The 15,387-nt window shown below is 38.8% G+C and carries 10 protein-coding genes; all 10 read left to right on the top strand.

Annotated features, from left to right (window positions below):
* Positions 1 to 23 precede the first annotated feature (23 nt).
* The gene (locus HDC90_RS14270; protein ID WP_184467465.1) at positions 24 to 2,894 is read left to right on the top strand and encodes a SusC/RagA family TonB-linked outer membrane protein; all 2,871 of its coding nucleotides are present in this window, start codon (positions 24 to 26) and stop codon (positions 2,892 to 2,894) included.
* Between the two features lie 17 nt (positions 2,895 to 2,911).
* Positions 2,912 to 4,666, top strand: a complete 1,755-nt coding sequence (locus tag HDC90_RS14275) for a RagB/SusD family nutrient uptake outer membrane protein (protein ID WP_184467467.1) — start codon at positions 2,912 to 2,914, stop codon at positions 4,664 to 4,666.
* A 21-nt stretch (positions 4,667 to 4,687) separates the two neighbouring features.
* The gene (locus tag HDC90_RS14280) at positions 4,688 to 7,810 is read left to right on the top strand and encodes a TonB-dependent receptor (protein ID WP_184467469.1); all 3,123 of its coding nucleotides are present in this window, start codon (positions 4,688 to 4,690) and stop codon (positions 7,808 to 7,810) included.
* A gap of 24 nt (positions 7,811 to 7,834) precedes the next feature.
* Positions 7,835 to 9,607 carry a RagB/SusD family nutrient uptake outer membrane protein gene (locus HDC90_RS14285; protein ID WP_184467471.1) on the top strand — a complete coding sequence of 591 codons (1,773 nt, stop codon included), beginning with the start codon at positions 7,835 to 7,837 and terminating at the stop codon, positions 9,605 to 9,607.
* A gap of 31 nt (positions 9,608 to 9,638) precedes the next feature.
* The gene (locus HDC90_RS14290; protein WP_184467473.1) at positions 9,639 to 9,998 is read left to right on the top strand and encodes a hypothetical protein; all 360 of its coding nucleotides are present in this window, start codon (positions 9,639 to 9,641) and stop codon (positions 9,996 to 9,998) included.
* 27 nt (positions 9,999 to 10,025) lie between these two features.
* Entirely contained in the window at positions 10,026 to 10,418 is a 393-nt protein-coding gene (locus HDC90_RS14295) for a hypothetical protein (RefSeq protein ID WP_184467475.1), read from the top strand.
* A 97-nt stretch (positions 10,419 to 10,515) separates the two neighbouring features.
* Positions 10,516 to 10,830 (top strand): hypothetical protein, encoded by a 315-nt coding sequence (locus tag HDC90_RS14300; protein WP_184467477.1) that lies wholly within the window; start codon positions 10,516 to 10,518, stop codon positions 10,828 to 10,830.
* Positions 10,831 to 10,890: 60 nt separating this feature from the next.
* Entirely contained in the window at positions 10,891 to 12,327 is a 1,437-nt protein-coding gene (locus HDC90_RS14305) for a hypothetical protein (protein WP_184467479.1), read from the top strand.
* Positions 12,328 to 12,379: 52 nt separating this feature from the next.
* A complete protein-coding gene (locus HDC90_RS14310; protein WP_184467481.1) occupies positions 12,380 to 13,777 on the top strand; it encodes an alpha-L-fucosidase in 1,398 nt (465 codons plus the stop codon).
* Positions 13,777 to 15,366, top strand: coding sequence for a beta-N-acetylhexosaminidase (locus HDC90_RS14315; protein ID WP_184467483.1), 1,590 nt, complete (start codon positions 13,777 to 13,779; stop codon positions 15,364 to 15,366). Before HDC90_RS14310 ends, HDC90_RS14315 begins: the two co-directional genes overlap by 1 nt.
* Positions 15,367 to 15,387: the final 21 nt, after the last annotated feature.

The following is a 15,387-nucleotide window of genomic DNA, read 5'->3' on the forward strand; positions in this document are numbered from 1 at the left end:
TTCTTACCAATAAACTACAAAACATGACCAAAAGTATTATTTTATTTAAGTGGAAAAGGGCCTTATGGAAACACTGTTTATACATAGTGGCTTTTGCTCCGGTTTTTACTTTTGCCCAGCAGCCTGTTGTGAAAATTACAGATAGTTTATCTGTTGATAAGATGGATGCTAAATTGCCTTATATCCAAAGAGGTGTTGATGTTTGGAATGGCGTAATTCCACGCAAGCTGAACGTTGCTGGCACATCAACCATTTATGCTGAAGATGTAAATACAACTCCGGTATCAGATATTTCAAATGTTCTGGCAGGCCGATTGACAGGGCTGTATACCATTCAATCTTCGGGAAGAACAGGATTTGATAGCTCTATTTTTGGTTTACGTGGGCAAACACCTTTAATTGTAATTGATGGAGTGATCCGTAATTTTACTGGCTTCAATCCTAACGATATCAAAAGTATTACCGTGATGAAAGATGCGGTCTCTACTTCCATGTTCGGCATGCGGTCTTCAAACGGGATTATTTATATCACTACTAAAGACCGCTCTGAAAGCCGTCCTTTTGAATTAAATTTTACTGCGCAGTACGGAGCCTTGCAGCACCTTAAAACACCTAATTTTATTAGCGGGGCAAATTATGCCAAACTGTATAATGAGGCACAGTTAAATACCAACCCAGGTTCTGTGCCTTTGTATAGCGATGCTACAATTGCAGCCTATCAAAACGGTAATAACAATCCTTTTTTACAACCGAATACCAATTGGTACAACTTGGTATATAAGAAGAACAGTGCGCAACAGCGTTATAATATTGATGTGGCCGGAAATGGAAAATCGTACCGGTATTTTGCCAGTATAGAACATTTTAAATCAGATGGTAATTTTGTTACCGATGATAACAACGCCTACAATACCAATAATTTTTATAAACGTTATAACATCCGCACCAACGCACAGATGGATTTTACGGATGATATCCAATTAACGTTAAATATTTTTGGATCAATAGAAAACCTGAATGAACCTGGTGTGGGAGCTAGCACAATCATGAGCAGGATTTACAGCACTTCTCCATTTGCTTATCCTGCATACAATGCCAATGGTTCTTACAGCGGTAATCCTCAAAATACCACCACAATCAATAATGTTACTTACGGAACAAATATTTTGGCAAGTACAGTAAGCAGTGGTTATTTGGCTGCCAACCAGCGTACTTTAAATGCAGACGCCTCTCTATTATATAAATTAGATGATATTACCAAAGGTTTATGGGCAAAGGGAACATTATCGATCAATAATTATTACCAACAAAATATTGACCGTTCAAAAACATTTGCTACCTATAATCCTACGGTAGTAAACGGAGCTACCACTTACACCAAAGTGGGAAGCGATGGGGTTTTGGAGGCAGGTAAGGCGGGTAGTTCTATATCCGGACAGTTTAAACAAACCTATACTAATTTACTTATTGGTTATGACCGTGATTTTAACAGGCATCATCTTAATCTCTTAGGTACCTATAACAACGATAACACCTTAAATTCTTACACCCAGCTCAATCAGATTTACCAAACTGCTGGTTTAACAGCCAGATATAATTATAAAGAAACTTATCTGGCAGAATTAGCAGCCAACTACAGCAGCTTTAACCGTTACGAACCTGGTAAACGTTGGGGCTTTTTGCCATCATTAGGTTTGGGGTGGATTTTAAACAAAGAGAATTGGTTTAAATCTGAGGTAGTAAGTTTCTTAAAATTAAGGGCTTCAGTTGGTCAAACGGCTTATGCAAACCCATCCAATTATTATGGTTATGTACAGCGATATACGTTAAACAGCACGGGGTATAACTTTGGTACTGGTTTAACTGGAGTTTCAGGTTCATTTGAAAATCCATTGGCAAGCACCAATTTAACCTGGGAAAAAGCTTGGAAATACGATGCAGGTATAGAGGCGGGATTTTTCGATAACCGTTTAAACGCAGCATTGACCTATTATAATAACCGTTATTATGATTTACTGCAACAGAAGAACAATGGCGATGCCAGTGGTATTTTAGGGCAAACCTATCCACAGCAGAATTTGGGTAAAAATACATTTAATGGTTTTGAGGCAATGCTATCCCTAAGTTCGAAGGTCAATGCCGCATTTGGTTACCATGTAGGGGCTAATGTTTCTGTAGAGCAAAGCAAAGTTATTGATAAAGATGAACCTAATTACCCTTATCCATGGCTATACCTGGCCGGAGCGCCTGTTACACAACAGCGCGGATATGAAGCCATCGGTTTCTATCAGATTGGGGAAGATGTGACTAAAATTCCAGGCATACTGGGCTACAACCCACAACCTGGCGACATCAAATACAAAGATTTAAATGGCGATGGAATTATTAATTTTCTTGATCAGAAACAGATTAGCAGTACCAAACCACGCATTTTTTTCGGTTTAAACTTTGCGTTTAACTACAAAAATTTTGACTTGAGTGGCTTGGTACAAGGAATTGTGAACAGACAATTGCTGTTAAGCCCTAGTTCGATGTCGGCTTTTTCTAATGGATATGGTTACGTTTTAGATTATAGCACTGATAACAGATGGACGCCACAAAATAACATAAATGCTACTTTGCCACGCTTAACATTAGGTTCCAATACCAATAACCAGCAAACGTCTACATTCTGGTTAAGAGATGCCAATTACCTGAGATTGAAAAACCTTGAGCTCGGTTATAGTTTTCCATCGAAATTATTGAGCAAAGCCAGAATTAACCGCCTAAGGTTGTTCGTAAACGCTTATAATTTATTTACGGTTTCCGAACTGGATTATGTTGATCCGGAATCAGGACTCTCTGGTTTTTCTAACGAACGCATTATCAATGGTGGAATCTCATTGAAGTTATAACCATAAATCGATAGACGATGAAAAAATATTCTTATACCCTTATTATATTTTCGGCTTTACTGTTTATTTGTACAGCTGGCTGTAAAAAAATTACAGAGGACGGCCCTTTGGAATTTACAGATGAAAATAATGTGTTTGATAGTAAAGACTCCGTTGGTTTATTTACCGAACAGTTTTTAAACAACATTTATTCCAGTTTGCCAAAAGGTTTTAACCGGATAAACAATAATATTTTAGATGCGGGAACTGACGATGCGCTTCCAAACTCTACTTTAGATAATGTTCAATATTATTCTACCGGTGGCATAAACGCTTCTGTTTTACCCGATAATACTTGGGATGCCAACTATGCCGGTATCAGGAAAGTAAATATCTTTTTAAGCAAAATAGACCGAGTAACCTTAAAAGCTTCGTTAAAAGGCTATAAGGAGCGTTGGAAAGCTGAAGCAAGAGCGCTCAGAGCTATGTTTTATTTCGAACTGGTAAAAAGGTGGGGTGGAGTTCCACTCATTGGAGATCAGGTCTTCGATCCACAGCAGGAAATTAAAATTGCCAGAAACAGCTATGATGAATGCGTTAGCTACATTACAAGCGAAATGGATCAGGCGATGCCTAATCTGCTATCGCCGAATGCAACCGGAACCTTTGCCTCAAATTTTTATGGCCGTTTTAGTCGCGGTGCCGCAATGGCTGTTAAATCGAGGCTACTGCTTTATGCGGCAAGCCCGTTAAATAATCCGGGTAATACCGCCAGCAAATGGCAATTAGCAGCAAAAGCCGCTAAAGACATCATGGATAGTGTAAGCCAAAACAAGTTTGCCTATAAACTTAATGATGTGGCAACAACCACTCATTATACCACCACCAATATGGCAGGTATTACCTCCGCTGCTAAAATTAGTGCTTATGTAACTTCAGTAAATAAATTCTTAAGTGTTTTCTCAACGGCAAGCAACAATGAAATCATTCTGCCTTATATGGCAGCAACCAGTACTGGCGTAGAATCATCTAACGATCCAATCGGTTATCCTCGAGCAGGATCAGGTAAAACCAATCCTACTCAGGAGCTCGTAAACGATTATGAAATGAGCAGTGGCAAAAGCATTACCGAAGCCGGAACCGATTATGTAAGTGCAACCCCTTACTACGATCGCGATCCACGTTTGCCGGCAACAGTAATGTTTGATGGTTTGTTCTGGCTTACCCGTAAAGTGCAGATGTATGATGGTGGTTTAGACAGGCCGCTTGGTTTTGGAAAAACCAATAGTGGCGAAACCCGTACAGGTTACTACATGCGTAAGTTTTTAACCAGTAATGCCAGCGGAACATCATATACGGCAGCAAATCATGTATTTCCAATTTTTAGGTATGCAGAAATTCTGCTGAATTATGCCGAGGCTCAAAACGAAGCCATTGGACCTGATTTATCGGTTTATAACGCTATTAACGCAATCAGAAATCGTGTAGGAATGCCTAACCTGCCTGCCGGGCTAAACCAAGCTGAGATGCGTACCCGGATCAGGCATGAGCGCCGTGTAGAAATGGCTTTCGAAGAGCAGCGTTTTTGGGATATACGCCGCTGGAAAATTGCAGAAAATGTTTTGAACGGAACCTTACATGGTGTACAAGGTACTTTTAATGGAACAATAACTACATACAAAACGGTAGATGTTGCACCAGCTAAATTCGATGCTTCAAAAATGTATGTATTTCCAATTCCATACAAAGAGATGATTTCGAACTCACTTATGTCTCAAAATCCAAACTGGTAATTATTTAAGGAGAATCAGAACATGAAAAAAATTATATATCACTTTGTGCTTTTGCTACTGACCATAACTTTTTATCAGGCCAAGGCACAAATACAAAGTACCATTTCGGGCACAGTATCAGATAAATCTGGTGGTGTACCAGGAGTTTCGGTTTACGAAAAAGAATTTAGTAACAATGGTACAACAACTGACGATCAAGGCCGGTTTACCCTAAAGTTAAAAGGAACAACAAAAATCATTATTGTAAAGAACGTAGGTTATATTACCAAGGAAATAGATGCCAGAGGTAAAACTACATTGAAAATTACGATTGAAGATGATGTAAAAGGACTGGAAGATGTGGTGGTATTGGGTTTTGGGCAAAAAACCAAGAAAATAACCAATACCGGAGCAATCAGCTCTATTTCAGGAGCAGAAATCAGACAAAGCCCTTCAGCCAGTTTGCAGAACTCATTAGCTGGCCGTTTGCCAGGATTTTTCTCTCAGCAAAGGAGCGGGCAGCCCGGCAAAGACGGTGCAGCATTCCAGATACGCGGAATTAGTACTTACGCCGGAAGTGGCGCCACTAGTCCGTTGATTATTGTTGACGATATCGAATTTACCTTAGATCAGGTTAACCAATTGGATCCAAATGAGGTTGAAAGCGTTACCATATTGAAAGATGCATCAACCACTGCTGTTTATGGCGTTCGCGGAGCAAACGGGGTATTGATTATAAAAACACGCCGTGGCGAATCAGGCAAGCCTCAACTTACTTTCCGCAACGAAACGGGTTTACAGATGCCTACCCAAAGGCCAAAAGTAAACGATGGCTATACTACTTTAAGTTTATTAAGGGAGCGTGTTACCAGTCAGTATTTAGATCCGGCTGTTGCTTACCCACAATATTTTTCCGGTAATACTTTAGAACATTACCGTACAAACGACGATCCTTATAATTATCCGAGTGTAAACTGGTGGGATGAGGTATTGAAAAAGGTAAGCTTGCAAAACCGCATCAACCTCGATATCAGTGGTGGTTCTAAAATTGCGAAATACTTTGTTTCCTTAGGTTATCTATCTCAAGGAGGAATTTATAAAGACTTTTCTAAGGATCAGGGATATACCAGCAATTACTTCTACAATAGGTACAATTTTAGATCGAACGTAGATATCGATCCAACAAAGGATTTGCATATCAGATTGGATTTATCCGGGCGTTTTGGGATTACGAATGAACCTTATGATAAAGCATGGAACAATGGAGGTACAACTTTTCAATATTTATGGAATGGAGAACTTTCTTCATTCAGCTATCCGGTGTATTGGCCTAATGGTTTAATTGCTTCCAGTGCCAACCCTAGTGCTGTAAAGCCGAATCCTGTAGCCAATTTAATGTATGCCGGATATACCAGAACCTATGGTAATAATTTAAATTTTGTAGCACAGGCCAATCAGAAATTAGACTTTATTACACCTGGTCTGGCTGCAAATGCTTTAGTATCGTTTGCAAGCGACTATGGTTTTACCCGCACTTTACGTAGGAGCGGAAGTGGTACCAATCTTGAAATTTTAGCCTACGTATACAATGCCAATACCAAAACCTACGATCCATGGAAAACGGATATGTACCGAATGGGTACATTGGTTAGGGAAGGAGGAAGTTTAGCAACCAATAGGCTATTAAACCTTCAAGCCAATTTAAATTACAGCAGGAGTTTTGGAAACCACAATATCTCGGCATTGGCTTTATTAAACCAAACAACCAATTCGACTGATATCAGTGCATCATTGGCAGCTGAACCTTATAATATCCGTGGTATTACTGGAAAAGTAGGTTACAATTACAAACAGAAATACCTTTTCGATTTTAGCGCCGGTTACAATGGCTCTGATAAGTTCGAATCGAGCAAAAGGTACCAGTTGTTCCCAGCCGCGAGTATTGGATGGAATATTAGTGAGGAGCCATTTTTCAAAAATAACATCAAGTTTGTAGACGCATTTAAAATCAGGGGATCTTATGGTTTAACAGGTAACGATGCCATTGGTTCGTCTGTATATTCATATGCCAAAACCTATTCTACAGGCTCTGGTAGAAGTTATGTATTTGGAGAAACACCTACCACTTCAGTAGGTTTGATTGAACCTACTCTATCTAACTACGACATTACCTGGGAAGTACAGCAAGATGCTGATGTGGGGGTAGATTTAAAAATGTTTAAAGGTAAACTGAGTTTAACAGCCGATTACTTTTACAAAAAACGCAAGAATATCCTTTCAGATCCTGGAACATTACCAGGAAGTTTTGGAGCAAGTGTACCCAAGTACAATTTAGGTATTGTGAAAAATACCGGATATGAACTTGATGTAACTTACCGCGATAGGATTAATAACAACCTAACATTTTTCGCAAATTCGAACATTACCTATGCTAATAACGAAATTGTTTTTAGAGATGAACCGGCCACACTTTATCCCTGGTTAAGTACAACTGGTAAACCAGTAGGTGCCCAGTTCGGCTATACTTCTGATGGTTTTTATCAAACCTTGGCTGAACTGTACAATGCGCCTAAATTAGTCACTAATATTCCATTGTCGAACACACAGCTTGGATCTTTGAAATTTAAAGATTTAAATAACGATGGTATAATTGATCAAAATGATGCGGGGTATTTAGGAACCAATCAGCCCAAATATACAGTTGGTTTAAGCTTTGGCTTTACCTACAAAAATTTTGATGTAAGTACGCTGTTTCAAGGCGCTTTCGATTACATCATCAGATACGACAGGGGGATTTTAGCTTATCAAAGACCAGACAGGCAATCTATTCCTTTCAATTTAGGTAGATGGACGCCAGTAACAGCTGCCGATGCAACTTTTCCTGAAATAAGTGGAAGTGCGAACAACGCTTTGGTTTCATCTTATTGGTATTCGAAAGGCGATTATGTCCGTTGGAAGAACTTTGAAATCGGTTATCGTTTCTCTTCTCATATCGTTAAAAAGCTGCACCTGAATAATTTAAGACTTTATGCAAATGGCTATAATATGGGCTTGGTTTATACCGCATTGCCTGTGTTTATCGATCCCGAATCGGCAGTAAGCGCATCGGCAGGAGAATATCCCCAACAGCGCATCGTAAATTTTGGCATTCAGGTAGGATTATAGTTATACCCTTTAATAGATCATAACATGAAAAAATATTATTACATATTGATTGTAGCGTGTAGCACTATTGCTTTACAATCGTGTAAAAAAGGCGGCTTTTTAGATCCTAAAGTAGAGCCTTTAACAGAAGCAAAGGTTTTTGCAGATAGTACCCTTACCATGAGTTTTTTAACAGATATCTATGCCTATACGGGAATGGATATCATACCTGATGTAAATGGTGGAACCGGTTTAGGCTCAATTATTGATAATTTTGAAACCATGACCACCAATGTGGCAGCTGGTTATGCCTCTGGTCCTCAGATTCCCCTGTTAACCTCTTCTTTAACGTCGAATAATCATGCATTCAATTCTTATTATACTGCTTATTATAAGCGTATAAGGTCTGCTAATATTTTTATGAAAAACGTTCCGGCTTCAACACTTTCTACACCCAAAAAACTTAGGGTAATTGCTGAAGCCAGGTTTTTGAGGGCGTGGTATTATTTTGCTTTAGTAAGGCTTTACGGTGGAGTGCAATTAATGGGTGATGAGGTTAATGATGACTTACCTAATTATGAATATAAGCGGAATACCTATAAACAGTGCATTGATTATATTGCAAATGAGTTAGATGAAGCCGCTAAAAATCTGCCTGCATCAGCAATACTCGAAGCTGCTGATTATGGAAGAGCAACTTCGGGTGCATGTAAAGCATTAAAAGCACGTGTTTTAGTTACAGCGGCCAGTCCGCTTTATAATGGAAGTCCGGTAGCAACAGATGCAACTATTGGGCCTTTGGTTTCATATTCAGCTGCTCTTGATCAGAATTTGTGGCAAAAGGCTGTCGATGCCTGTAAAGCTGTTTTGGATTTACCAGAATATGCGCTTGTAGAAGACAATTCTGTTAAACCCGGTTTAGGATTCCAGAACATGTTTATCGCCTCGCGAAAAAATTCCGAATATATATTTGCTTACAATGTTTCAAGAGGAAAAACTTTAGAGCTGATGTGGTTTCCGTGGAGCAGGACAACTCAAACCGTACTCACTTATAGTAACCCAAGTGAAAATATGGTTAAGGCATTTGGGATGAAAGATGGCAAGCCTATTACCGCATCATCTGCTGCTATTCCATATGATGCGAACAATCCTTACGTAAACCGCGATCCAAGGTTCGATTATTCTATCATTTATAATCAGTCAATAGTTTGTAATAAAACTACCACCGCTTTAGAAAAAGTTGATATTTTCTTTAATAAAGCAACAAATGCGCCTTCGGTTGATGGTTATGCTGCATTGCATACCCGTACCGGGTACTATAACCGTAAAATGTGTAACGATTCCTCACCATTTAATAGCTTAAGTGTAGATCGGGCATATCCAATAATCCGCTTAGCTGAAATGGTTTTGGGTTATGCCGAAGCTTTAAATGAACTCGGACAAACTGAAAATGCTGTAGCAAATGTAATAAAGATTAGAAAACGTGCAGGCATTTTGCCTGGAACAGATAACCGTTATGGCATCCCTTCAGGTATTTCGCAAGCGGATCTGCGCACACTGATTCAAAATGAATACCGGGTAGAGTTTTTCTCCGAAGGACATTGGTACTATGATACCAGAAGATGGAAAACCGCAGAAATTACCGAAGCGCAGCCGGTAACCGGAACAATAGTTACAAAAGAATTAAACGGAACATTTACTTATGCGCCTATTACGGTAATAAATAGTGCGTTTTTAAAGGCCGGATACTTTGCACCAATACCGTTAACCGAGATACTAAAAGGTAAAAGCTTATTGGTTCAGAATCCAGGATGGTAATTAATTAAATCAATTATAAACCTTAAAAATTATGAAAAAAACATTAATTCTCTTTGCAATGATTATGGCTTTTGTTGCCATTAAACCTCTTAGAGCAAAAGCTCAGGTGCCTACACAAGAGTATTACCATGAAGTAACCAATGAATTGGGAACTTTTAAAATTTGGCTGTACGTAACCGAAAACAATGGCATCGATCATGTTTACGTCATGGATCCTGAATTCAATTCTTGGACAGCAAATATTACATGGAAAGTTTATGCAGGCGGGTATGGTGCAACCGTTGCTCATGTAACAGAATTCTCAGCCTATTTTGCAGGTTATCAAATAGATTGGGCAGGTGCATTTGAACCAGAGTATAGTTATCAGCCTATTATTACACTTGCTAATTAATGTATTTCCAACTATTAATGATTTGACATGAAAAAGTCTATTCTAATCTTATCCTTATTTTTAAGCTTCTTCGCTATCTGCAGTTCGGTAAAGGCACAATGTGTACAGCCACCTGCACAGATTTTAACCACCGCTTACGATCAGTCGCAATACTATGTAACAGTAACGCTAAATCCGACAACGGGAGCCCAATCAGTATTGATTGAAGATCCAAGTAACACTGCCAACAATGCTTATGTAACTATCGATAGCACTTATGGTGGTTGTTCATTATCAGCCTACGAAGTTTATGGTTCATTTATCATATTCGATATTCCATCGCAGAGCTATAAACGCTACAGCGTAGCCCTAACGGCACAAACCGGTTTTGATGGAACTGACCCTGAGCGGGGAGCTTACACTATAGGCGAATATTTTTAGTAGAGTTAGTCCAAGAAAAGTTGCCTGCCTTAACAGGTAGGCAACGCAATGGCTTTAACTATTGCAAAATTAATACAATCATCTTAAACATTTACTTATGCCAATCAATCAACAGGGAAGCATAGTTTCTACAAAGTCTAAAACTTCAACTGGCATTAAAACACTTGAGCCTATTATGTTTTATTCGGGAAAGGAAGATGAGCTGCAGATTTTTTTAAATGAAACCGAACATGGCGAACTGATTATTAAGTCGCTGTCTCACGACCAGATTCAGGTTAAAGAGGTTGTACTTGGCCATGCAGGCGAAAAACTCAACTGGAAACAAGATTACAAAGGGCTTAGGATATCAGTGCCAGAAACATTGATAACTGGCAAGATGGCTACAGGGAGGGTGGTAAAGGTCACTTTTTAACTAAATGACAATAATGAAATAAAAATTAATCAAATAACCATAAACTTTAAACCATTAACAATGAAAAACAAAAAACAAATTTACTTTGCCTTGCTTTTTACAATTTCGAGCGGCATTTTAATGAGCAGCTGTAAAAAAGTTCAGGTTTCAGAACCAGAAACCAATCAGGTAAAATTGAGCAAATCGGCGCTAAGTTCAACTACCACGCCCAGTTTTGTAACCAATACCAAAAACCTCAACATTGTCATGTTTGTGCCTACCGATAATCCAGCGCTTCCTGATTACAAAACCAGGTTGACCGCATTATTTACACATTTTCAAAACTGGTTCCATACCGAAATGTTAAGGTATGGTTATAACAAATATTTGGGCTTAGCCAGAGTTGATTCTACCAACCTCATTAAATTTATAGAAATTCCTGCCGCAGGACCACAGGCAGATTACCCCTATGATTCGAGCATATCAGGAAGCAAAATTCTGAATGAAATAAATGCATACAAAGCTACGCATGCCTCAGAATTTTCCAATTCTTCCCATATGCTCATTTTATTGCCGCAAAGAACCGATGGCGGCGGACAACCATTTTATGGATTGGGTAAAAATTGCTTCGCACTGGATAATGCAAATATGGCGGTTGATAAAATCCCTAACCCTAACTCTAATTATTTGGGCGGAATGCTGCACGAACTTGGCCATGGCTTAAATCTTCCTCATGATCATGCAAAATATGCTTCAGAAGAGCCAACTTTAGGTACTTCTTTAATGGGATCGGGAAATGTAAGTTTTAGCAAAGGTCAGCCTACATTTTTAACTGAGGTAGATGCTGCCATTTTGAACCGTAACGAGGTTTTTCAAGATCCTTTACCCGTAGAAATACCTTACGAAAGTGCCACGACTACAATTAATGCCAATGCCACTTTCAATAGCACTACTCAGGCTTTCAACTTGTCTGGTAGTTTTACGAGCAATAAAGAGGTTACCGATATTTTGGTTTATATGGATCCTAACGTAAACAACGAAGGAACAGGGGTGAATAAAGATTATAATGCCGTTACCTGGAGGTTTGCACCTGGAACAGGAAATACCATTGCCGGTAGTATTCCACTAAGCGAACTTTATTATAAAGCTAATGAGCCGTACGAGTTAAAGGCTAAACTTTTACTTAAAAATGGAAACGTAGTTACTCAAACTTATACTTTCTCATTTTTAAACGGAGTGCCGCAGATCGGTGCAAACGGTTCTGCTAAATTTTTCCAGAATGCCAGTTACGGAGGTTATGGCGTATCATTACCTGTTGGGCAGTACACAACAGCCGATCTGATCAGCCGTGGCATTAGCAATAACGATGTCTCATCTGTTAATATAGGTTTAGGGGTAAAAGTAATTATGTATGATGGTGATAATTTTACCGGTAGCAGTATCGAGTTAACCTCATCGAGTAGTTACGTTTCTACTTTTAACGATAAAGCATCATCTATAAAAGTGATTGCCCTGTAATCATTATCTTTAAAACAGACTTAATGATAAACATTTCAAAATATAATCAAAAATGAGAAAATCGCTTTTTTTTAGTCTGTTTTTTGTACTGTTTGCCCAGCTTCTGTTTGGGCAAACAGTGCAAAATAATGCATTAGAGCAGTTTAAAGATGAAAAATTTGGTATGTTTTTACATTGGGGATTGTATGCGCAAACTGCTGGCGATTGGCAAGGCCATAAAGTTAAAGGAGGTGAACATTTTATGCTGTACGAGCGCATTCCCGTAAACGAATATGCAACCATTGCCAACCAATTCAATCCAATTCAATTCGATGCAGATCTCTGGGTTAAACAAGCCAAAGAAACAGGTATGAAGTATATTGTTTTTACGGCGAAACACCATGATGGTTTTGCGATGTACAATTCGGCCAGTAGCGATTATAACATTGTAAAAAGAAGCCCCTTTAAGCGAGATCCAATTTCAGAGTTGGCAAAAGCCTGCAAAAAATACAAAATCCAACTTTGCCTTTATTATTCTTTAGGAAGAGATTGGCAAGATCCCGATGTGCCAACAAATTGGCCTGTAAAAGCGGGCAGAAGTAATACCTGGGATTACCCTAATGAAGATGCAAAGGTTTTTAACCGTTATTTTGAAAGAAAAGTTAAACCGCAGTTAACTGAACTTTTAAGCAACTATGGCCCAATTGGTGCAATTTGGTTCGATACGCCCGAACTGATCAGTAAAATGGAGAGTACAGCACTTAAAGCGTTAGTTAATAAATTACAGCCAAATTGCCTGATTAACAATATAATTGGAAATGGCTATGGTGATTTTTCAATTTCTGAGCAGTCTTTGTCACCATCATCAAAAAAAGCGTGGGAATCTTGTTTAACCATTGGCCAAAACTGGGGCTACAACAAACACGATAGCGTTTGGAAATCGCCAGAAATGCTGGTAAGGCACTTGGTAGAAGTAGTGGCTAATGGTGGCAATCTGTTGTTAAATGTTGGCCCTAAAGGCGACGGTACATTTCCAGATTGGGCAATAGCCCGATTAAAAGCGGTAGGTAAATGGATGGATATTAATCACGAGGCCATTTACGCCAGCCAACCTTGGTTAGCTGTAAAAGAAAATAGTACCCAAAAGAGCGATAATATCTCCATCGAAGAAAGTAAAAATGCCATTAAAGATGCTGTTTTTGATGGTACACCAAAATCTGTAACACCAGATATTTATTATACTGCAAAAGATAAGAACGTATATGTTTTTTTAAGAAGCTGGCAAAAGCCAGGTGTACTGTTAAAACAGATAAACAAGAGCAGATTGTCTGTTAAAAATATTGAGCTCCTGGGAAACAGTAAGAAAATCAAATGGACAATAAACAATGAGGGACTTAGCCTTGATTTGCCAAGTGATTATGACAAAGGAATTCAAATTCCTGTTTATGTACTAAAAATAACAACCAATTAATGAGGTTACTATATATATTATCTGGGCTGCTTATTTATTCAACAGCATTAGCACAGCAACCTGGAATTATCCCGGTGCCACTGCAATTTGCAAAAGGCAATGGCTATTATACCCTAAATAATTACAGTAGCATTAGTTACAATAACGAAGCGCTAAAAACGATTGCTTATTATTTTCAGAATGAATTATTAAGCCAAAAAGGAATTACCCTTCAGCAGAAAGCAAAGTCGGCAAATATTGTGCTATTGCTAAAAGCCGGAAAGAAACATACAGATTCCTGCGCTTATCAGATCAGTATCAAACCCGAACAGGTTACTGTTTCCGCTACACATCCCAATGGTATTTTTTACGGAGTGGTTTCGCTGTTGCAATTGGTAATAACCAATAAAAATAACCAGCTTCCCGTTGCTGAAATAAATGATGCACCAGCTTATGGCTGGCGTGGTTTTATGCTCGACGAATCGCGTCATTTTTTTGGCAAACAAAAAGTAAAATCCATTTTAAACTGGATGGCTTTTTATAAACTGAATACCTTTCACTGGCATTTAACTGATGAACCTGCTTGGCGCTTAGCGATTAAGAAGTATCCTGATTTAGCCCTTATTGGTGGCATTGGTGATTATTTAAACCCCAATTTGCCAGCTCAGTTTTACACACAGGCCGATATTAACGAAATTGTGGCTTACGCTGCAGCGCGATACATTAAAGTAATACCAGAAATTGATATGCCTGGGCATGCTACCGCGGCCAATAAAGCCTATCCCGAATATTCAGGAGGAGGGTCAATAGGGCACCCAGAGTTTACCTTTAACCCTGGGCTGGAAAAAACCTATGGTTATTTAACCGATATCCTAAAAGAAACCAATGTGCTATTCCCGTCAGGATTAATTCATTTAGGAGGAGATGAAGTGAGTTATGGAAATGAAAAATGGAAAAGTAATCCGGATATTTTAAGACTCCTTGAGCGCGAAAAGCTAAAAGATGATGCTGCGGTAGAACATTATTTTATGAAACGCATGGTCGATTCGCTCTATCAATTAAATGCCAGAGCTATTTTTTGGGACGAAATGGCAGAAGCCGACCTCCCGAAAGAGAAAACCATTATATTTTGGTGGCGTCAGGAAAAACCTGCTCAGCTCCGCACTGCTTTAAGTAAGGGATATCAAACCGTTTTATGTCCACGATTGCCATTGTATTTCGATTTTGTTCAGGATAGTACCCATCAATACGGTCGGAAATGGAACAAACTGTACAGCCCCATTGAGCAGGTATACCAGTTCGATGCCCAGTCTTTTACCGAAAATGAAAAAGAAAAACAACTTATTTTAGGTATTCAGGCTAACCTGTGGACAGAAACAGTAGATAGTGAAAACCGTTTAGATTATTTACTTTTTCCGCGTATTGCTGCCCTGGCAGAAGCCGCATGGACGCCGCAAAAACACAAAGATTTTAAAGCATTCAGTAATAATTTAAATCAACATTTGGTGCTTTATAGTAAAGCAGGGCTTTATTATTATAATCCTTCAAAACCCTTACAAAATCCAGAAATTCCGGTTAGGAGAAAGAAACCATTAAATTATAAAGATTAAAAAGAACGAGAATAAATTTAA

Source organism: Pedobacter sp. AK013 (assembly GCF_014205835.1).
In the GTDB taxonomy this organism is placed as follows: domain Bacteria; phylum Bacteroidota; class Bacteroidia; order Sphingobacteriales; family Sphingobacteriaceae; genus Pedobacter.